The sequence below is a fragment of the Commensalibacter sp. A3DC genome, from assembly GCF_047307945.1.
Classification (GTDB): domain Bacteria; phylum Pseudomonadota; class Alphaproteobacteria; order Acetobacterales; family Acetobacteraceae; genus Commensalibacter; species Commensalibacter melissae.
Genome location: NZ_JAXOQA010000007.1, coordinates 1 through 21,127, shown reverse-complemented (window position 1 = coordinate 21,127; position 21,127 = coordinate 1). Strand labels below are relative to the sequence as shown.

Here is a 21,127-nt window from a genome sequence, read left to right as displayed (position 1 = left end):
TCGTCATATTTTTATCAATTTGTGAATATAATATTTTTCCAATTGATTATTAGAAAATCAAAAATGGCTTTTTGGATGGTTTTAAAACATTTTAATACAGTTGGAAAGTGTCAATCTTGAATAAAACAACTCCAGCAATTCGGTTGTTAATTTCGGATATTGATGGAACATTGATACCAAACAATAAAATTGTCACAAATGAAACCATTCATGCTGTTCATAAAATGAAACAGGCAGGGATTGGATTGTCCCTGGTAAGTAGCAGGCCTGCCTTGGGTATGCGTTTGTATTTGGAGCAATTGAAAATAGAGTTGCCTTTTGCCGCATTGAATGGCGGAGAAATTCTTGATGTAAAAGGAAATATCTTTTCCAGAATTTGCATGAATCCTGTCCTGATTCTCGATATATGCAATATGCTCCAGAAGCATAAAATTGAAATATGGCTTTATAGTAGTCTTGAATGGTTTGTATTTACTACTGAAAGCGCCTTTGTGGAGCATGAACAAAAAGCCTTGCAATTGCAGCCGAAAATTATTCAAAACATTCAAGATCATGTAACGGATACAATAAAAATCATGGGTATTTCCCAGGATACTGTTTTACTTGATAATCTAGCACAACAGATAAAACGACGTCATGGCCGGGAAGTTTCCGCAGTTCATTCTTCAAAAAATTATCTGGATATCTCTCATTTAAAGGCAAATAAAGGATTTGCAGCTCAGAAAATAGCGGAATTACTTAAAATTCCGTTAAGTAAAACGGCCTGTATAGGGGATATGGATAATGATATTCCGATGCTGAAAATTGCAGGAATGCCGATTGTTATGGGACAATCAAGTCAAAGGGTAAAACAATATGCTCATCATATTGCACGTACGAATGAGGAAAATGGATGGGCTTATGCTGTTAATCAATTTTTACTTTAATTTAAATGAAAATATTTTAAGTTGTGAAATAATGGATTAATTTTGTAACCTGAATTGTTGAATCCCGGGAAGGGGTACATAAAAATTATAAAGAACGAGTTATCTATGACAGACAATATGGAAAAAGGGCATAATGCGAAAACCGGATATGTTCTTGTCTTACCCGATGCAAATGCACAGGCTAATTACCTGGCTGATATCATTTTGCACCAGATTGAGGAAAAAAAGGATGCGGTTTTCAGGATAGCGTTATCAGGAGGATCCACACCTAAAAAATTATATGAATTATTAGGGGGAGAAACTTACAGTCATCGATTGCCTTGGGAACGGTTGCATCTGTTTTTCGGTGATGAAAGAATGGTGCCCTATACGGATGAAGCCAGCAATTTTCGTATGGTTACCGAGGCTTTGCTTAATCATGTGAATATTCCATTTAGGAATGTTCATCCGATGCCTGTTTTAGAAGATGTGGAAAAAGCTGCGCGATTATATGAAGAAAATTTACAGCACGAATATGGATCAAGGGTATTGAAGAATGGGGAACCCTTATTTGATATCGTTTTATTGGGACTGGGAACAGATGGTCATACGGCTTCACTTTTTCCTGATACAGCTGTTTTGGAGGAAAAACAGAAGTGGGTTTCTTGGTGTCAACCAAAAGACGCCCCTCATAGAAGAATGACATTGACCTATCCAGCAATTGCTTCCAGCCGTTTGGTTATATTTGTAGTGAGTGGAGAAAACAAGGTTAAGATTTTCCGTGAGGTAAGGGAAGAGAATGCAATATATCCTTCTTCAAAAATTGAAACGGAAGGAGAGGTTCACTGGATTTTGGATAAAGCGGCCGGTGGTGAATAAAAGCGGTCGGTAATTGGATAACGAAAGAATACTAGATAGAGATGGATGCACAACAAATCGTTAAATATAAAGAGCAGCTTGGAAAAATAGGGGCTTCATTAGTTTCGCAAGGGATGAAAGTTGGATTGGGAAGTGGGAGTACCGCGGCATGTGTTATCCGATCTTTAGGCAAGCGGTGGCAAGAGGAAGGTTTGCGTTTTGAAGGTGTGCCTTCCTCGATTGCGTCGGCCAAGCTGGCCGAATCTTACGGAATTGAACTGACAACATTGGGGGAATGTCCAGAATTGGATATTGCCATTGATGGGGCAGATGAGGTTACGCATCAAGGATTACAGTTAATTAAGGGGTTGGGTGGCGCTTTATTACGAGAAAAAATTGTTCGCTATGCAGCCAAAAAATTTGTTATAGTCGTTGATGAACGTAAATTAGTCGATAAGCTTGGTGAGCATACACCTGTTCCAGTTGAGGTTACCCCTTTCGGTTGGGAAGCCACAATGAAACATTTGGAAAAAATTGGAGCATCAATAAAAGTTCGGGTCAAGAATGATCATCCTGATTTTTTCCTGACGGATGGTGGGAACATGATTCTCGATTGTGATTTTGGAATTATTGACGATCCTGTGCGACTAGAGAAAGATATCATTTCGATTGCTGGGGTTATCGAAAGCGGTTTATTTATTAATTGTACGGATGAAGCTTTAGTCGCGGGCTATAACGGGATTCAGCATTTATATAAGTAAAGGAACACATCAATGTCTTTGTCCACGAATGATAATGTACAGATTAGGCCTTGTTTATTGGTGATAATGGGTGTTTCGGGATGTGGAAAAACGACATTGGCAAAAGGTTTGGATCAGTATCTTGACTGGCCTTTTCAGGAAGGGGACTCTTTTCATTCACAACATAATATCCAGAAAATGTCAGAAGGCAAACCCCTAACAGATAGCGATCGTTGGCCATGGCTGGAAAAATGTCATGCATGGTTGGAGGCATGTGCGGAAGAACATGGTGGGAAAGGGGTGTTAACATGTTCTGCCCTAAAAAGATCCTATCGTGATTTTTTGCGCAAGGGCATTGGGAAACCTTTCTATTTTGTAAATTTAAAAGTTCCATATGATGTTCTCCTTCATCGTATTGAAAAACGTGAAGGGCATTTTATGCCCGCAAGTTTACTGGATACACAGCTGAAAAGCTTTGAACCGCTCCAGGTGGATGAACCTCATATAGAAATTGACATGTCCCATCCGCTTGAAACGGTTATTCGAGATACACTAATGAAATTACAGCAACTTTAGTTAAAAGCTGGCAGTCAGGGCGATATTAAAAGAACGACCCAGACCAGGCAGGGCACGCAATTCGTTTGTTGTGATTAAATCCCCTAAGGACATTCCCCCCAAAGGAAGATAATATTTTTTGTTGGCAATATTTTCTATGCTTGCGTCCAGGCGAAGCATACGCCATGTATAACTCCCCCCGATATTGAACAAAACATACCCAGGTGTTTTCGGTTCACGACGCATAGGGTCAATCTGACTTTTTGTATTGACGAAATTTGCCTCGATCCTGCCAGCCCATGGACCAAAATATTCATTAAGGCTTAACGTTCCATTTAATGGCATCATGTGATAAAGGCTGTTGTGATTGGTTCGATCTTGACCCATAACCCAGTTGATATTTCCTTTCAATATGCCTTGACCATATTTCTTATTGTTCCATAATTTATAGGATTCAGCTGTGTTAATTCCATAGATTTGGGCGTTATGATTGTCAAACTGCAATTTTGAGACAGTTGTATTTTGACGTGTTCGCATACTCCCAAGGTAATTAACGTTGATGTAATGGTGAATATAGGTATAGAAGGGTTGAACCTTGACCTCCCATATATCCTGGTGTGGATCGTGAAAGTCAAAGGTTGTGCTGACGGTATTGCCTACTTCCGGTTTGAGGTTGAGATTGCCGATATAACCATTTCCATCACCAAACCAGCCAATCATGCGCATGGCCATTGGAGATGTGCCCCATGTATAACGTTCATATAAATTTGGAGAACGGCTTTTCCGGGCATACCCACCTTCCCAGGTAAAGGATTTATTGACTGTCCATCGTGCCATGGCTGTAACATCAAAATTGGTATCGGTATGGCCACGGTTTGCAGTATTGAAATTATGAATGGCTTTCCGTTCCTCGGCATTCATTCCATTGATGCCCTGGTATCCAGATATTCTCCCTGTATTCATCATGACCAGATCATTTCGAAAACCGAGAATGGTTGTGACTTTTGGGGTCCATTGGGCTTCCCATTCAGCAAAATTTCCCAATCGATCCCGATGGCCATTATTGATATTGTGATAGGTATGAGGTCCCATCATCATGTTTTTTTGTAGGGGGGGCCACCAGTCATTTAAACCTGAATGATCGAAAGAGCTGCCAATCCGTAACGTGTTATGATTATCTATGAATACCGTTGCCTTAACATTATATCCAGCTGTACGACCATCAATGTTCATGGGCATTCCTTTCGTGGCGGAATGGCCGCCTTTATTGCTGAGCATATTCATGGCATGGGTGACACGTTGCCAATAGCCTCTTGCTTCAATTGTTCCCCAATCGAAGTCACCCTTATATTTTCCATTGACAAAAATGGAGCGATTATTGGTCATATCCATATATTGATTGGGAAAACCTTCATAGGGTGTGTCAGATTGTCCATAGGTCAAAGAGAATAAATGGTTATCCTTTTTATAACCTAGGGTCACATCATGATTGAATGTTTTATAAGCAGAAGAATACACTTTTCCACCTCCGCTGCCTGCATGATAATTGCGGGATTGAGACCATGACCCGTTATAGCGGAGACTTAAATGTTTATTGGCAACAGTAATGTTTCCTGCCGTTCCTACGCCTGAACCATTACTATGATAAAAGCTTGAGACTTCTCCTTTGATGAGAATTTTTTTGTTTTTTTCTGCAAAAAGAGGATCTTTTCGTTGGATATCAATTGATCCGGCCAGGCTGTCCCCTCCCATACTTACGGGTGTGATACCGGCCATGATTTTGGCTGTTGCGACATCATGGGGATTAAGATAGGAAATGGCAGGATTCATATGGTTTGGACAATCCCCATTGATACGCATACCATCAATGAACGTGGCCACCCGATCATCCGCCATTCCGTTAATTACGGGTAAAGAGGCAATACGACCCGCACCATATTGGCTGATACCCATTTGATTTTTGAAAAGATCCATTGGGTTTGGACTGTTATTCACAATATCCTTTAATTTATCCTTTTTTAAAAAAATTGAATTGGGTGGATTTGTGGAAAAGTCTGGGATGTCTTCTGATTCAATATGTATTTCTGGAACTGGTGCAGTGGTATTGGTTCTTGAAAGAGAGGTTTTATTTTGTGTAATGTTTTTTTGTGCTTTTCCATTATAGGGGTAAAGAGAACATAATAATAAAAAAAGGTAAAATTTACATGTACAATGCCATCGATAAGACATAGATTAACCTGATATAATAATGACAAAGGAATAATTTGGTCATAATATCTGTATGACCATTAGAACTATCAGTGTTAATAAAGGGGTGGTGCACGGGGTAGCTGCGTATTCAAGGGTAATATCGGGGGAGGTTGAGCCTGATAAACCTTGCGCTTCAAAAAAAGATGAATAATTGTCAATTGGGGAAAGATAAGTAATAAATTTAACAAGGGGCTTGGAACAGCCAATCCATTACAGAGGGGACAAACAAAGATTCCATGATGTTGTTGATTGTGTTGGGAGTGTTGATCCGTTTTCTTGCTTATCTTAGAGTGGGAGAAAGTGGCAGTGTCACACATCGTCATTGACATGGATGCATGCTGATTTTGCATCATTGGACAATGCCAAAGCGAGGTAAATGTAAAAGGTAAAAGAATTAAATGACTTATAAACAGAAACAGGACAATAATAACAGAATATAAAGATACAGGATAAGAATCTTTATTTTTTTTTACCCATATATTTGTTGTAGAGGATAAAATCATTAATGCCTTGGTCAAGTATTGAAGATCATCATTATTTATTTGATTAAAATTATGGACAAAGTCAAATTTCTTTTTAGTATTCGAATGTTTTGTTTTATAGATAGAATAGAATAAAGGCTCTTTACCTCTAATATATTTGAGCAAATATGGCATCAAGGATTATGAAACAGGAACCTATCTGTCCTTCTCTGAATCAGAAAACGATTTTATCATCATTTCCAAAAAGGACGTTGGTTTTTTCTGAACATGTCAATTCAGTAGGGATAGAGCTTGCCTGTACGGTTGCTGTTCTATTTAATATAATTGTTTTCCTGCTAATGTTTTTTTGTTTACATGTAAAGAAAGAAGTTTTCCCACTCTCTTCAATGGTTGTGGTTCAATTTCAAGAAGGGATGAAATCTCTTTCCTCATTGGATGCAATTGCAGAAAATAAAACGGATGATCTGAAGGCAGTAACCATCCCCGTGGCCAGAAGTCCTGTCAATGCTTTGCCGGCCATGAACGCATTGCAAAAAATTTCAGTGCCAACCATTCAGGATCAATCGAGTAATCGCAACATTTCCAAAAATAAAATGGCTGCTCAATCAGCAATGGGACAGCAGAAAAGGCAGGATAGGGGAATGGAACAAAAAGCCAAATCATCAATACCTTTAGTTAGCCACAATTTTCCATTGCAACGCTGCTCATCACCAAAAAGCACTTATCCCTTGGCTGCCCGTAGAAGACATGAACAGGGTGTTGCAAAGGTTGCATTGCAAATTTTGTCAAATGGACAGGTTGGTCAGGTAAAAATTGTTGAGACAAGTGGTTTTGTTGATTTGGATCGGGCTGCAATCGAGGCAGTCCAACAAATAAAATGCAGTGCACTGAAAGATAATGATACGCTTGTTCAGACAACAACCACGGTTCATTTTGAGTTAAGACACAACTAAAAATATATAAGTAGTATTCATGTATAATTGAATAATATTTATGATCGGTTCAGCCGATATATATGTTTTTATATTATATAGTTTATTTGATTATTGCCATTTTATTTTTAAAATTGAAACAGGTTTAAATTACAAATATTTTTTCGGGAAGATTATCTGAAGTAAGAATATATAAAGAAAGAAAATTCTATCAATGCCTGTTTGGGGTTTATGGATTGATTATTTTCAAACTGTTGGAACCAGAAGACTATAATAAATTTTAACCTAAATTGAGTCATGAAATTCAATTTTATAGATATAATCTTTACTTTGAAACTGTTTGTTTGGTTTATAAAATTCTGGGTTTTAATATTTAATTGAATAAATTAATTTTTGTATCAGAAGAGTGATCATAGATGGAGATGATAAAAACGAAGGCTGCTGTTGCATGGAGAGCCAATCAGCCCCTTTCAATTGAGACAGTTGATTTAATGCCGCCACAAAAAGGGGAAGTTTTAATAAAGATAATTGCAACCAGCGTATGTCATACAGATGCATACACGCTTTCAGGAAAAGATCCTGAAGGTATATTTCCTGCAATATTGGGTCATGAAGGGGCGGGAATTATACAGGCTGTTGGTGAAGGGGTAACAAGTGTTTCTGTTGGTGATCATGTTATACCCTTATATACTCCGGAATGTGGAACATGTGAATATTGTCGTTCTGGTAAAACCAATCTCTGTCAGGCTATTCGTGTCACTCAAGGTCAAGGGTTGATGCCTGATGGTACGAACCGTTTTTTTAAAGACGGCGAACCTATCTATCATTATATGGGAACATCTACATTTTCCGAATATACGGTTGTTCCGGAGATTTCCGTAGCAAAGATCAGTAAACAGGCACCTTTGGAAAAAGTATGTTTATTGGGTTGTGGAATCACAACTGGTATGGGAGCTGTAAAAAATACGGCAAAAGTACAAAAAGGTGATAGTGTTGCAGTTTTTGGGTTGGGTGCGATTGGCTTGTCGGTCATTATGGGAGCCCATATGGCGGGTGCAGGTCGCATTGTCGCAATTGATATTGATTCAGAAAAATTTAAATTGGCTAGGAAGTTAGGTGCTACCGATTTTATAAATCCTAAAGATTATTCCGCCTCAATACAGGAAGTTGTAATTGAAAAAACAAAAGGTGGAGTAGATTTTTCATTTGAATGTATAGGAAACGTTCAGGTAATGCGTTCTGCTCTTGAATGTTGTCACAAAGGTTGGGGAGAATCTGTTATCATTGGTGTTGCCGGGGCAGGTGAGGAAATTTCCACCCGTCCTTTTCAGTTGGTGACCGGCCGCGTATGGCGAGGATCCGCATTTGGTGGGGTTAAGGGGCGTTCACAATTGCCTGTTATTGTAAATGATTATCTGCAAGGCAAATTTGTTTTGGAGGATTTTATAACACAAGACTTGGCATTTGATGAGATTAATAGGGCTTTTGATTTATTGCATCAGGGAAAGGCTATTCGAACTGTTTTACATTACTAGTTTCAGATAGGTTTGACAGGAAATATTATGAAATATGTTGAATTGGAAACTCATCAATCTTTTGGTGGACAGCAAAAACGGTTTAGACACTGGTCAGTCACACTGGGCTGCGAAATGAGTTATTCAGTTTACTTGCCACTTGATTACAGGAATACAACTTTACCTATATTATACTGGCTTTCCGGTTTAACTTGTAATGACCAGAATTTTGTGACTAAGGCAGGGGCGCAAAAATATGCTGCAGAATTGGGAATTATACTGGTTGTCCCTGATACAAGTCCCCGAGGTGATATAATTCCTGACGCGCCTTCTTATGATCTGGGACAGGGAGCGAGTTTTTATGTTAATGCGACACAAGAACCCTGGAAACAAAATTATCAAATGTTTGATTATATTTCCATTGAGCTTCCCAAATTGATCAAGCGACAATTTAAATCGAATGGCAAGCAATCTATTGCTGGACATTCAATGGGTGGTCATGGTGCTTTGATGTTTGCCCTAAAACATCCTGGTCGATTTTGTTCGGTTTCGGCTTTTGCACCAATTGTTAATCCAATGCAGGTGCCGTTTGGGCGTAAGGCATTTTGTCATTATCTTGGAGATAGCAAGGAAACTTGGCAAGTCTATGATAGCTGTTTTCTAATGGAGCATTATATTGATCAACCCTTTCCTATATTGATTGATCAGGGAACAACGGATGAATTTTTATTAAAACAGTTACAACCAGAAATTTTGGAAACTGTTGCCCTCAAAAAGAATTGGCCGTTTCAATTGCGATGGCAGAAAGGTTATGACCACAGCTATTTTTTTGTTTCAAGTTTTATTCGTGATCATTTGTTATTTCATTATAGATATTTAAAGTAAATATATGTGAATAATCATATCAAGAATTTATGCAGTTTCACGCTTTTTGAAATGAGGACAGTTTGTATAAACTATATTTAATGGATTATTGATTCAAGGGTCTCTACAATCTGATGCGTTTCTGTTCCTGTTTGAATGGAGGTTCTATATTTTCCCTCTGGATCCATGAGAATGAACTGATCATAAGGTTCAACAAGACTTATATCACTATTGATTGGCGCTTTTTTGATGGAAACATGATAAAGAATTGAAATATCACGAAGCGCCAGTTCACCACCGGTCAGGGCTATAATTTTATCATTATAGGCCTTCATACTTAACATCAGACGGCTGGGTGTATCATAGTTAGAATCAAAGGATATGAAAATTGGAACAAGTTGAGATGCTTTATTCTCTAAATGGTTAATGATCTCACCCATTTTTATAAGATCCTTACGACATTGATTATGCGGGCAACGTGTTGCACCGAAATACATCAACATCCATTTCCCTCTGAATATTCCGTCATTGACGATACTTCCTGCAGGGCTGATAAGTTGAAAACCCCCTCCGATTACATTGGAATTTTCAGGCGCAACGGCTGTATGATTGGCAGTGAATTTAATCCCGAGGAACATCATGCCAATAATGAAAGCGATAAATAGGAATGAAATAATCCAAATAGATTTTTTTTGATTCTGTGGCATGGTTTAATGTGCTTCTGCCCAGTTTTTACCTATTCCAGCCTCAACAACAAGGGGAATGGAAAGATTAACAGTGTTTTCCATTGTTTGCTTTACAAGATTAACGAATGTTTCAGCATAATCTGTTCGCACTTCAAAAAGCAACTCGTCATGAACTTGTAATAACATGCTTACGGGGAGTTTTTTTTCTGTGATGATTTTGTCCATATCCCGCATTGCGCATTTTATAATGTCGGCGGCGCCCCCCTGAATAGGAGCATTTATGGCTTGGCGTTCGGCATAAGCCTTTTGTGGACCTTTGCTATTTTTAATTCCAGCAATCCAGCATTTTCTGCCAAAAGGTGTTAGAACAAATCCCTTTTCCTTTGCCTCTTCCTGGGTATTTTGCATATATGCCCTTATTTCAGGGTAACGTTTAAAATAGGTCTCAATATATTGTTTGGCATCAGATGATGAAACATTCAGTTGTTTGGCTAACCCAAAGGCACTAATTCCATAAATAATACCAAAATTGATGGCTTTGGCCTGTCGACGCAGCAAAGGTTGCATTTCATTGATTGGAACGTCAAAGACCTCTGAGGCAGTACGGGCATGAATATCCTCATTATGAATAAAGGATTCTTTTAATTGGGGAATATTTGCAACATGTGCAAGAAGCCTCAATTCTATTTGTGAATAATCTGCGGAAACAAGAACATGGCCAGGCTTGGCAATAAATGCTTCCCTGATTTTTCCACCCTCTTCTGTTCGAATAGGTATATTTTGTAAATTGGGATCATTGGAAGACAAACGTCCCGTAACGGTTCCAACCATATTAAAGCTGGTATGTACACGTTTTGTTTCCGGGTTTATTTCCTTAACCAAGGCATCCGTATAGGTGGATTTAAGTTTCGCCAATTGTCGCCAAGCCAGCAGTTTTTCAGCAATCTCGTAACCCTGATCGCTAAGTTCCTGTAATACCTTGACATCTGTTCCCCATGTACCAGATTTCATACGTTTTCCACCAGGCAACTTCATCTGGTCAAAAAGGATCTCCCCAAGCTGTTTTGGTGAGGCCAAATTGAATTCTTCACCGGAAACATGATAGATTTCTTTTTCTTTTTCTGACATTTTTTCGGTGAAAGTAGTAGAAAGCTTTTGAAGAAGGGAAGCGTCAATCATAATTCCATTCTGTTCCATCCTGGTCAGGATTGGAATTAGGGGGCGTTCTATTTCTTCATAAAGACCTAGAACATGTGCGGTTCTTAATTGAGGTCGCAATATTTCCCATAAACGCAAAGTGACATCTGCATCTTCACCTGCATAGGTTGTTGCCTCTTCAATTGAAACTTGCGCAAAAGGGATACGTTTACGACCGGTTCCGGTTAATGCATCATAAGATATTGTTTGATGATTCAAATAGCGTTTTGCCAGCTCATCCATTCCATGTCTGTGCTCTCCCGCCGCCAGGTTGTAAGAAATAATCATTGTGTCATCATAGGGGGCAGGTTGCGGAAACCCGTTATGTTCCAAGACAAGAAAATCATACTTAGCATTATGAAAAATCTTGAGGATGGAAGGATCTGTCAGAATGGGGCCAAGATACTGAATGACATTTTTTAATGAAATTTGTTCTGGTTTTAATAATTCTCCATCTATTTGATGATTGATGGGAATATAACAGGCTTTACCCGGGGCTACAGCTATGGAAATCCCGATTAGATTTGCCTGTAATGCATTAAGGTTGTCGGTTTCAGTATCCACGGCACAAAAATGGGTTGTTTGAATTCGGTGAATCCATTCCTGTAATTGCGTGTTATTGAGAATGGTCTCATACTGATGATACGGGGCGGCAAGAACCGCTTTGTTTGGTTCGGGACCGGTCTGTGTTTCCTGTCTGCGAGATGTATGAGGAATGTCGCCTGTATTATGAGAATTTTTTGTCCAGCGATTTAATATGGAGCGGAATCCATGTTTTTGAAGCCATGCGGTAACTTTTTCAGGATCAGCCTTGCAACAATTTAACTGATCAATCGGGGTGGGTAGAGGAATATCATCTTTTAGCTGAACAAGTTGGTATGAAATTCGTGCATTTTCCTTGTTGGTTTCAAGATTATCGCGCCGTTTGGAGGGCTTCATCGTAGGAATGGCAGCAAGGATATCCTCCAACTGTCCATATTCATGAATTAAAGCGGCTGCCGTTTTGGGACCTATGCCAGGAACTCCAGGGACATTATCTACCGGGTCTCCCATCAATGCTTGTAAGGAAATCATATCTGTTGGGGACACACCAAATTTAGCTTGTACCTCTTCAATCTTGATGATTTTTTCCTTGATGGGATCCTGCATTTGAATATGTTCGTTGATTAATTGCATCAGATCCTTATCGGAAGAAATAATTGTACATTTGCCCCCATCTGCCACGATTGCTTTTGCGTAACTTGCAATAAGATCATCAGCTTCCCATCCTGCCATTTCAATTGTTGGTAATCCCAGAATTTCAGAGGCTTCCCGAACAAGTGAAAACTGGGGAACAAGCTCTTCAGGAGGAGGGGGTCTATGTGCTTTATAAGCTGGATAAATTTCATTCCTGAAGGTTTTTCTTCCTGCATCAAAAATTACAGCCATATGACTGGCCACACGATCACGGATTAGTTTTATCATCATGTTAGTAAAACCATAAACCGCGTTGACAGGTGTTCCTGATGGATCAGTCATTAAGGGAATGGCATGAAAAGCGCGAAAAATAAACCCGGATCCATCAATGAGGATTAAGTGTTTTTGATTTGATGCAGAAGATGAAGTCATGAAAGATGTTAATTTGATTCAGATGGTTTATAGACAAATGATTTTGAGCAATAAGGACAGGTTGCCTGTCCGTTTTTTAGTTTTAGAAAAACCCGTGGATGACCGAACAGTGTATGATTACCCTCACAAGCAACGGTTTGGGAGGACGTATAAATGGTTTCAATAGGTTTCGTCGGTAAGGTTGTTGTAGAATCTTTTTCTAAATTCATGAATATACCCTTGTTAAGTGGTTCAGAACTTGTCATTTATAAAAATAAAATTTATCTTGGACAAATATGTTTTTCTTAAACCGTTTAAGTTCTGTCTATTTACATAAAGCTTGCTATTTTTTTCTGATCGGAATTTATTTCCTGACCCAACATTGTAATATAGCCTATGCAGAAGTTAAAGTGAATAGTTCTGTTTTGAATACATCCTCTATCGGTTCTGATCCCTATGCACGTTATAAAAAGCTGATTCCTCCTGATTTGTGGTGGGAAATGTCGGATCATGCCCGTATTCCCGTGCGTATATGGCGGGCAATACAACAAAAGGCAATTATCCTGGCTTTACATGGATTTAATGATAGTCGCGATGCGTGGGAAGATTCAGCAGATCATTTTGTTAAGTCAGGTGTAACTTTATATTCCCCGGATCAGAGAGGATTTGGACAAGCACCGTTAAGAGGGAATTGGGCGGGTAGCCGTCGGATGATTGACGATATTATTGAGGAAATATCATTTTTAAAAACTCGATATCCCGATACACCCTTGTATGTGATGGGAGAGAGTATGGGGGGGGCTGTCGCCATGTGTTTGGCCTCACGTCCCAATGTTCCAAAAGTCGATGGTTATATTTTACTGGCCCCAGCCGTGTGGGGTCATAAACAGCTGGGACTGGTTGCCGATGTTATCTTGCGCATGATCAATACGATCGCCCCGAATTGGCGGTTAAGTGGAAAAAGCGCCCCGGTAACCATCAGGGCAAGTGATAATGATGAATCCCTGTTACGTTTGTATTTTGATCCGTTATCATTGCACAAAGCCCGTGTAAAGGCATTGTATGGGTTGGTCAATTTGATGAGCAAGGCTGCAAAGGCGGCTCCTTATATTCATTCTCCAATCCTTGTAATGTATGGTGATATGGATCAGCTCATCCCTGATTCTTCAATGAAAAAGGTCTGGCGACAATTTCCTTCTTGGGTAAGAAAGGATTATATTCCTGGAGGATATCATTTATTGTTGCGTGGTAGAAATAGAAACATTGTGGTGCAGGATATACTGAGCTGGATTTTTAGTCCGGATCAGTTTTTGCCATCAGGTGGAGATATTTCAACCTCCACATGGTTATCGATTGAGGGAAAGGAAAAAATACCGGTTTATTTGCCAAGCCAGGTTGATAATTTTATTAAAAAATAAAAGTCTCTATATCTTATGGGTGATAGTGCAATAACAGCTTGCCGGCTAGCCTTGGAGGAGAACAGCTCCAGCAGTCCGATTGGTGGCCGTATCTACCAAAATGGCTGCACCCACATCTTTTGCCTGGTTATAGGGTAAAACCGGAATTGGCTGTTGCAAGGTTAGGGAAACTTGTCCAATACTGTTTTTCTGTAAATCCTTGGCAGGTTCTTTTTCCAGATTATGTATATTTAGATGATTATGAATCGATGAGATTTTCGCCTTGATCCAGCGGTGACCATGTTTCAACCAATAAAGTCTTCCAATAATCAAAGGTTCGTCATCCAACCATGCCAGGGTGGCTTGGACCTCTTTTTGTAATGGAGATATGGAAGGAGAGGTTATCCAGTCCCCTCGGGAAATGTCTATTTCCCGGTCAAGAATTAATCCAACGGATTTACCCGCTTCAGCACAGGGTATTTCGTTTTGTAGTGCATCGGCAAAAATCTTAGCAATTTTTGCTTTTAGTCCAGAAGGTTGCACAATAATTTCATTTTCTGGCTTGACAGTTCCTGCCGCTATTTTCCCCCAAAAAATTCTTTGACCATGTTGGGTGGGGCTGGATTGGGTTTCAGATAGTTTTTGTACATATTGGACAGGGAAATATAAAGGACATTTGACAATATGTTGTTGGGAGGGAAGTTCGGTCAAGGCGTCTAAAAGACAGGGACCGTGATAGACATTTTCACATAAGCGATATCTTTCGTTATCAGCTATAGTGGAGATGATATTATAACCTTTTAATGCTGAAATGGGTATGATGTGCGTAACAGGTATATTTGCTTCCTGAGTGAATTTTTTCAGTGCTTTTTTAATATGCACAAAGGCAATATCGGGATTTTTGACAGCATCAAGTTTATTGATGGCGAAAAGCAGCGAAGGGACTTTTAATAGGTTGGCAAGTAATGTGTGTCGACGGGTTTGAGGCAATAAGTCAACATTTTCCATCTCCCAGTTTAATTTTGTCGCATCGACCAAAATGACGGCAGCGTCACTATTGCTGGCGGCGGTTACCATGTTTCTTGTGTATTGTTCATGACCTGGTGCGTCCGCGATAATGAATTTACGAGTTGGTGTGGTAAAATAACGGTATGCCACATCGATTGTAATACCTTGTTCTCGTTCAGCTTGTAATCCATCTGTAAGCCGGGCGAGATCATAGGAACGGTCTGTCGAAAACTGTTGTTGTATACCAGATAGTTGATCGGCAAGAATTGCCTTGCTATCGAGTAATAAACGGCCGATTAATGTGCTTTTGCCATCGTCAACGTTTCCGGCGGTCAGGAATTTTAATGTATGATGTGAATGAGAGGTTGAATTTACGGGAGAAGATATCATGATGCATTCCTTAAGAAATAAAAACGGGGATAGAGAGATCAGAAATAACCTTCCAGTTTACGTTTTTCCATTGAGGCTTCTGAGGTCTGGTCATCCATACGGGTTGCACCACGTTCACTGATCGTGACGGTAGCTGTTTCCCTGACAATATCGCGTGCTGTTTTTGCATTGCTTTCAATAGGGCAAGTACAGGTCATGTCACCGACCGTGCGAAAGCGGACAGTTTTGGTAAGAATTTCTTCATCTTGTTTAGGCTGTGTCACCTCTGTTACAGGAACAAGCAACCCTTTGCGGGGAATGACTTGCCGTTGATGAGCGTAGTAAAGGCTGGGTAATGGAATATTTTCCTGTTCGATATAACGCCATACATCATATTCCGTCCAGTTAGAGATTGGAAAAACACGGAAATTTTCACCCGGATGAATTCTGGTATTGAATATGTTCCATAATTCTGGCCGTTGATCTTTGGGTTGCCATTGGCCAAAAGAATCCCGGTGTGAAAAAATTCTTTCCTTGGCACGGGCCTTTTCTTCGTCACGGCGGGCCCCTCCAATTAATGCATCAAAACCAAATTCCTCTATAGCCTCCAACAATGTTACTGATTGATGGGGATTACGGCTTTCCAAAGGATGAGATAGCCTCACCGTACCTCGTTTCATTGATTCTTCTACTGATCGAATAATTAAATTTGCCTTTAATTCTTTTGCTCTCTGATCACGAAACTGGATGACTTCTGGAAAATTATGTCCTGTATCGATCATAAGAAGCGGAAAGGGGAAGCGTCCCTGCCCAAAGGCTTTTTCAGCCAGCCTTAATAAAATACATGAATCCTTGCCGCCAGAAAATAACAGGGCTGGTTTTTCGAAGGAACCAGCCACTTCACGCATAATGAATATGGCCTCTTCTTCCAGATCATTTAAGGCAGGGTTCGAGGATGATATGAGAAAATTCATGATAAAATGACCATAATTAAAATATGTTAAGACTGATGAGAGTTGAGAGAAATGGGTGCACTCACATGAAGACCACATTCTTTCGCTTCATCATGTTCCCACCACCAGCGTCCAGCTCTGAAATCTTCACCAAGAGTGATGGCGCGAGTGCATGGTTCACAGCCAATACTGACAAAAAAATGATCATGAAGCGTATTGTAGGGAACGCGATATGTTTTAACGTAGTGCCATACATCTCCATTTGTCCAGTCAAGTAAAGGGTTAAGCTTTACTTCAGGTTGATCATTCCCTTTGTTTTCAGGTTCAACTGCTTGAAGATTGGCTCGGAAATTTGATTGTTCCTTGCGTAATCCTGTAATCCAACCTTTATAGTTCCGTAAAAGGTCGGTCAGGGGGACCAGTTTTCTGATTTGACAACATTCTTTACGAAGCTCAGTTGATCGATAAATCGCTTTTTCACCATTTTTTTGAACATAATTCTGGACTGTTCTTTTGTTTGGATAGTAGCTTTTTATTTTTATACTATAATGAATTTCAACTTGTCTTTTTAAGGCTAGCGTTTGAGGATGCAGTTTTAGTGTATCCAGCATGGAAACCTGAATGGGTAAATCAAGCTGATGGATAAGATCTGTGATTACCATATCCTCCACCCCTAAACTGGTTGCCTGAACCAATGGTGAATAATCCCGATTTATTTTTTGCAGGAATGATCTTGTTTGTTCGAGCTTCTGTTCATATTGCTCGCTTGGATGTTTGGAATAGAATTCAAGTGGTGTCATCGTAAACTGTTACCTAAGTTGATATAATAATTCTGTTATTAGGAATTTGAAAAAGATGCGGTTAGAAATTCTGGTGTTAATGACTAAACAGGATAATCTGCAATAGGGGGCTGATCCATGATAAAACTATTCCTCAAATTACTTTAATTAACTGTAAAATATAGAATATTTTCAATTTAAGCAATATAATTTGTATTATTTAAGTAAATAAAGTCAATTAATAACTATAAAATATTGTACATTTTATTTGTAATTTATTGATTTATATATAAAATTTATAATTTCCTTGTATATATTCATATTTCAAAATCTAAAATTGGCTTAAAATAAATAATTTGGCCTTTTTTTAGATTATGAATTTTTGGAATTGTTTTTGGAATTTGGGCTTCAATGTGAGAGGTGCATTGTTGAGGTTTTAAAACTAGTTTCATTAAAGCACCAAGGGGTCGTATATCGATGACTTCTGCTGGATAGTATCCTATAGGGGATATATCGTTAATTTGTATATCAATTTCATAGGGGCGAAAATTAAAGCTTTTTTCCCCAATACGTAAATTATTCGAATCGCCCAAAAAATTATAGACAAAATCATTGGCCGGATTATTGAGGATTTCAATCGGGGAGCCAATTTGTTCAATGATACCCCTATTCATGATGACAACACGATCAGCAATTTCCATGGCCTCTTCCTGATCATGCGTTACAAAAAGGGTTGTCAGTTGAATTTCTTGATGAAACCGGGTTAGCCAACGTCGTAATTCTCTTCGGACCTTTGTATCAAGAGCGGAAAAAGGTTCATCCAGTAATAGAATTTTGGGATTTATGGCTAGGGTACGTGCCAGGGCAATTCTTTGGCATTGTCCGCCGGAGAGTTCATGTGGATAATGATTGGCCACATGTTCAAGTTGTACCATTTCCAGAAGAAATTGAGCTTTTTTCGTGATCTCTTTGGGGGAAAGCCGTACTTTTTTTGGTTTAATGCGTAGACCAAACGCAATATTGTCAATAACTTTCATATGTGGGAATAAAGCGAAATTCTGGAATACATACCCAATATGTCGATTACGAATATCTTCCTTGCTTATATCCTGGTTTTCAAAAAAGATGTGTCCCGAGGTGGGCAATTCCAATCCTGCAATAATTCGTAACAGGCTTGTTTTTCCACATCCCGATGGTCCTAGGAGTGCAACAAGCTCACCTTTTTCAATGGTGAGGTTTATATCATTGAGTGCATGATAATGATTGAACCATTTATTGAGATGAGATATCTGAATACCCATTTTAACTATTTCCCTTCTTTGGGGACGGTTTAAGTTGTTTCTCACACCAATATCTTAGAATGAGAATGAATAGGGCCATGATAAGAAGGAGAATGGAAATACTGAATGCGGCCGCGGCATTATATTCATTATATAAAATCTCGATATGAAGGGGTAAGGTATTGGTCAGGCCTTGTATATGGCCTGAAACAATTGAAACGGCACCAAATTCTCCCATGGCACGGGCGGTACACATAACAATACCATACAGAAATGCCCATTTGATGTTGGGAAATGTTATTTTTTTAAAAATTAGCCATCCTGATGCCCCTAACAAACGGGCGGTTTCCTCTTCTTGATTGCTCTGGGTTTGCATTAAGGCGATCAAAGAACGCGCGATAAAGGGAAAAGTCACAAAAATGGTTACAAGAATAATTCCTGGAATTGCATAAATAATTTGTAAGTGATAATGCATTAAAAAAGTATGTAAAATACCTTGCGATCCATAGAGTAAGGTATAAATCAAACCTGCAATCACAGGGGAAATGGAAAAAGGCAGATCGATGAGGGTTAAAAGTATATTTTTCCCTTTGAAATCATATTTGCATAAACACCATCCGGCCATCAGTCCGAAGATTCCATTGAAAAAAACGGCGCAGGAAGTCGCTATTATTGTTAATTTTAGTGCCGCCAGGGCTTCTGACGAAGTACAGGTGACCCAGAAAAAGACAATACCCTTGCCTAAACCTTCAATTAGAATGATAGAAAGGGGTGCGATAAAAATAATTAAAAAAATGAGCCAAGTAATAAAGATAACGCTGTTTTTTTGCCAATTTACAAAAGGTTTGGAGGAATAAAAGGGCATTTATGTATTCCTCTGAAAAATATTAAAAGGGGAAAGCTGGGATGTGGATAGAATTAGGCGGTAAGGTTTAAAATGTTTTTGGAACAGGTTGAAAAAAAATAATAAAGAAAAAGAAACCAGCAACATTAAGAGACTGATTACAGTTGCACTCGTATAATCAAACTGGTCAAGTTTTGATACGATTAAGATAGGTAAAATTTCCGTTTTGTAAGGAATATTTGCGGCAATGAACACAACGGAGCCATATTCTCCCAAGCTTCTTGCAACAGAAAGCGAAAAACCGGTAAGCCATGCAGGAAATAAAATGGGGAGAAAGATATATATAAATGTTTGTAAACGGGTTGCACCTAGTGTGTAAGCCGCTTCTTGTAATGAAGGGGGGAACTCTTTTATAACGGGTTGCAAGGTTCTGATTACAAAGGGAATTGTAACGAATATGAGGGCAAGAATAATGCCCAGGGGTGTGTAGGCAACCTTGAAGGGTAAAATTGTACCGAATAAACCGTTGGGCGCATATAAGTCCGTTAATGCAATGCCTGCAATTGCAGTAGGTAATGCCAGGGGAAGATCAATCATTGAATCAATTATTTTTTTTCCCTTGAATTCGTAACGCATTAAATTCCAGGCTAAAAAACCGCCCAGGATAGAGGACAGTAAAGAAGCGCAGAAAGAGGTGTAAAAAGAAAGTTTTAATGCGCTTAATAAGCGTTGATCGGTTAAGATCATGACAAGCTGATGACTATTGATATGGGTGCTGTAAAGAATCAGTCCAACCAATGGTAATAAAACGATAAAGGACAACCAGAAAAGACTGTATCCAAAACTAAGCCAAAACCCTGGAAGAATTGAATATCGGGAAAAAGACATAATTTTTTCCTTATGGCTTTATTGATTAATACTGTGAATGATTTGGTCAAAAATGGCATGATCTTTGAAAAACTCTTGGTTAATCTCTGCCCAGTTTTTGAAGAAATCATTGATCTTTAAAAGATGAAGGGGACGAAACATGATGTAATGGGATGCTATACGTGGATTAATGGGACGATAATAATTTTGAGCGGCAATTTTTTGACCTTCATCGCTGTAAAGCATAAGTAAATAATCTTTTGCTACTTCCCTTGTTTTTTTTTGGTCAATAACAGTATCGATGAGTGCAACGGGGGGTTCCGTTAGGATAGATGTGGATGGGGTTATTATCTCAAATTGTCCTGCCCCTGATTCACGGGTTGCCATATAGGCCTCATTCTCCCAAGAAATAAGTACATCTCCAATGTTGCGTTGGGTAAATGTAAGACTGGCGTTCCTTGCCCCGGCATCAAGTATGGGAACATTTTTATAAAGCTGTTTGACAAAATCATAGGCCTCTTGTGGGTCATGATTTTTGGTATAACTGTAAAGCCATGCAGCGAGAAAATTCCATCTTGCCCCACCAGAGGTTTTTGGATTGGGGGTAATTACAGCAATGTCAGGTTTGACAAGATCATTCCAGTCATGGATATGCTTGGGATTACCTTTGCGAACAAGAAAAACAATGGTTGATGTATAAGGAACACTATGATTGGGAAAATTGTCCTGCCAGTTTTTGGTCAGCAAGGGGTGATATTTATTGATTGCATCAATATCTCCGGCAAGAGCTAGTGTGGCAATATCGGCTTGCATACCGTCAATAATGGCCCTGGCCTGCTTTCCTGAACCACTATGGGATTGGTATATTATGACATCCTGACCTGTTTTCTGTTTCCAGTAATGTTGAAAAAAATGGTTATATTGATGAAAGAATTCTCGTGTTGGATCATAGGAAGAATTCAATAGACTTATGGTTTTAGTACGGGCGGTGGATGTTGTGACGGCAAAAACTGCAATAATCAAAGCTATATATAAATGTAATGTTTGAGTAATATATCTG

20 protein-coding genes are annotated in these 21,127 nt (G+C 39.1%); 8 read left to right on the top strand and 12 right to left on the bottom strand.

Annotation, left to right across the window (positions count from 1 at the left end; all coding sequences use genetic code 11):
* The first annotated feature begins 116 nt into the window (after positions 1-116).
* From U0839_RS01610 to U0839_RS01595, 4 genes are all read left to right on the top strand, one after another.
* Positions 117-926 carry a Cof-type HAD-IIB family hydrolase gene (locus tag U0839_RS01610; protein ID WP_413549938.1) on the top strand — a complete coding sequence of 270 codons (810 nt, stop codon included), beginning with the start codon at positions 117-119 and terminating at the stop codon, positions 924-926.
* 105 nt (positions 927-1,031) lie between these two features.
* Positions 1,032-1,784, top strand: a complete 753-nt coding sequence (gene pgl, locus U0839_RS01605) for a 6-phosphogluconolactonase (RefSeq protein ID WP_155564813.1) — start codon at positions 1,032-1,034, stop codon at positions 1,782-1,784.
* A 41-nt stretch (positions 1,785-1,825) separates the two neighbouring features.
* Positions 1,826-2,524 carry a ribose-5-phosphate isomerase RpiA gene (rpiA, locus tag U0839_RS01600; protein ID WP_110439287.1) on the top strand — a complete coding sequence of 233 codons (699 nt, stop codon included), beginning with the start codon at positions 1,826-1,828 and terminating at the stop codon, positions 2,522-2,524.
* Positions 2,525-2,536: 12 nt separating this feature from the next.
* A complete protein-coding gene (locus U0839_RS01595; RefSeq protein ID WP_155566201.1) occupies positions 2,537-3,079 on the top strand; it encodes a gluconokinase in 543 nt (180 codons plus the stop codon).
* On the opposite strand, the gene U0839_RS01590 is transcribed toward U0839_RS01595, so the two are convergent.
* Both U0839_RS01590 and U0839_RS01585 read right to left on the bottom strand, forming a co-directional pair.
* Positions 3,080-5,287: a TonB-dependent receptor gene (locus U0839_RS01590; RefSeq protein ID WP_155564815.1), complete on the bottom strand. Its 2,208-nt coding sequence runs from the start codon at positions 5,285-5,287 to the stop codon at positions 3,080-3,082. It lies immediately after the preceding gene.
* A 74-nt stretch (positions 5,288-5,361) separates the two neighbouring features.
* On the bottom strand, positions 5,362-5,811 hold the full coding sequence (locus U0839_RS01585; RefSeq protein ID WP_196424070.1) for a DUF2946 family protein: 450 nt from the start codon (positions 5,809-5,811) through the stop codon (positions 5,362-5,364).
* A 161-nt stretch (positions 5,812-5,972) separates the two neighbouring features.
* Between U0839_RS01585 and U0839_RS01580 the strand changes: the two genes are divergently transcribed.
* The 3 genes from U0839_RS01580 (at position 5,973) to fghA (ending at position 9,121) form a co-directional block, all read left to right on the top strand.
* Positions 5,973-6,743 carry an energy transducer TonB gene (locus U0839_RS01580; RefSeq protein WP_196424809.1) on the top strand — a complete coding sequence of 257 codons (771 nt, stop codon included), beginning with the start codon at positions 5,973-5,975 and terminating at the stop codon, positions 6,741-6,743.
* A gap of 401 nt (positions 6,744-7,144) precedes the next feature.
* The gene (locus U0839_RS01575; RefSeq protein WP_196424072.1) at positions 7,145-8,257 is read left to right on the top strand and encodes an S-(hydroxymethyl)glutathione dehydrogenase/class III alcohol dehydrogenase; all 1,113 of its coding nucleotides are present in this window, start codon (positions 7,145-7,147) and stop codon (positions 8,255-8,257) included.
* A gap of 27 nt (positions 8,258-8,284) precedes the next feature.
* Positions 8,285-9,121 carry an S-formylglutathione hydrolase gene (gene fghA, locus U0839_RS01570; RefSeq protein ID WP_155564818.1) on the top strand — a complete coding sequence of 279 codons (837 nt, stop codon included), beginning with the start codon at positions 8,285-8,287 and terminating at the stop codon, positions 9,119-9,121.
* Positions 9,122-9,198: 77 nt separating this feature from the next.
* On the opposite strand, the gene U0839_RS01565 is transcribed toward fghA, so the two are convergent.
* The 3 genes from U0839_RS01565 to U0839_RS01555 are packed head-to-tail and all read right to left on the bottom strand — an operon-like array spanning position 9,199 to position 12,800.
* Positions 9,199-9,807 carry an SCO family protein gene (locus U0839_RS01565; protein WP_155564819.1) on the bottom strand — a complete coding sequence of 203 codons (609 nt, stop codon included), beginning with the start codon at positions 9,805-9,807 and terminating at the stop codon, positions 9,199-9,201.
* A gap of 3 nt (positions 9,808-9,810) precedes the next feature.
* The gene (polA, locus tag U0839_RS01560; RefSeq protein WP_413549936.1) at positions 9,811-12,591 is read right to left on the bottom strand and encodes a DNA polymerase I; all 2,781 of its coding nucleotides are present in this window, start codon (positions 12,589-12,591) and stop codon (positions 9,811-9,813) included.
* An 8-nt stretch (positions 12,592-12,599) separates the two neighbouring features.
* Positions 12,600-12,800 carry a zinc-finger domain-containing protein gene (locus tag U0839_RS01555; protein WP_155564821.1) on the bottom strand — a complete coding sequence of 67 codons (201 nt, stop codon included), beginning with the start codon at positions 12,798-12,800 and terminating at the stop codon, positions 12,600-12,602.
* Between the two features lie 66 nt (positions 12,801-12,866).
* Here U0839_RS01555 and U0839_RS01550 point away from each other — a divergent pair, with 66 nt between their 5' ends.
* Positions 12,867-13,988 carry an alpha/beta fold hydrolase gene (locus tag U0839_RS01550; protein WP_122122853.1) on the top strand — a complete coding sequence of 374 codons (1,122 nt, stop codon included), beginning with the start codon at positions 12,867-12,869 and terminating at the stop codon, positions 13,986-13,988.
* A gap of 45 nt (positions 13,989-14,033) precedes the next feature.
* Here the strand turns inward: U0839_RS01550 and U0839_RS01545 are convergent, their stop codons facing one another.
* The 7 genes from U0839_RS01545 to U0839_RS01515 form a co-directional block, all read right to left on the bottom strand.
* The gene (locus tag U0839_RS01545) at positions 14,034-15,365 is read right to left on the bottom strand and encodes a sulfate adenylyltransferase subunit 1 (protein ID WP_155564822.1); all 1,332 of its coding nucleotides are present in this window, start codon (positions 15,363-15,365) and stop codon (positions 14,034-14,036) included.
* Between the two features lie 38 nt (positions 15,366-15,403).
* The gene (cysD, locus tag U0839_RS01540; RefSeq protein ID WP_110439299.1) at positions 15,404-16,318 is read right to left on the bottom strand and encodes a sulfate adenylyltransferase subunit CysD; all 915 of its coding nucleotides are present in this window, start codon (positions 16,316-16,318) and stop codon (positions 15,404-15,406) included.
* Between the two features lie 26 nt (positions 16,319-16,344).
* A complete protein-coding gene (locus U0839_RS01535; protein WP_155564823.1) occupies positions 16,345-17,097 on the bottom strand; it encodes a phosphoadenylyl-sulfate reductase in 753 nt (250 codons plus the stop codon).
* A gap of 296 nt (positions 17,098-17,393) precedes the next feature.
* Positions 17,394-18,377 carry a sulfate/molybdate ABC transporter ATP-binding protein gene (locus U0839_RS01530; RefSeq protein ID WP_155564824.1) on the bottom strand — a complete coding sequence of 328 codons (984 nt, stop codon included), beginning with the start codon at positions 18,375-18,377 and terminating at the stop codon, positions 17,394-17,396.
* 1 nt (position 18,378) lies between these two features.
* Entirely contained in the window at positions 18,379-19,221 is an 843-nt protein-coding gene (locus U0839_RS01525; protein WP_155564825.1) for a sulfate ABC transporter permease, read from the bottom strand.
* Positions 19,222-20,088 carry a sulfate ABC transporter permease subunit CysT gene (cysT, locus tag U0839_RS01520; protein WP_155564826.1) on the bottom strand — a complete coding sequence of 289 codons (867 nt, stop codon included), beginning with the start codon at positions 20,086-20,088 and terminating at the stop codon, positions 19,222-19,224.
* 18 nt (positions 20,089-20,106) lie between these two features.
* A partial coding sequence (locus U0839_RS01515; RefSeq protein ID WP_413549933.1) for a sulfate ABC transporter substrate-binding protein occupies positions 20,107-21,127 on the bottom strand: 1,021 nt, incomplete at its 5' end.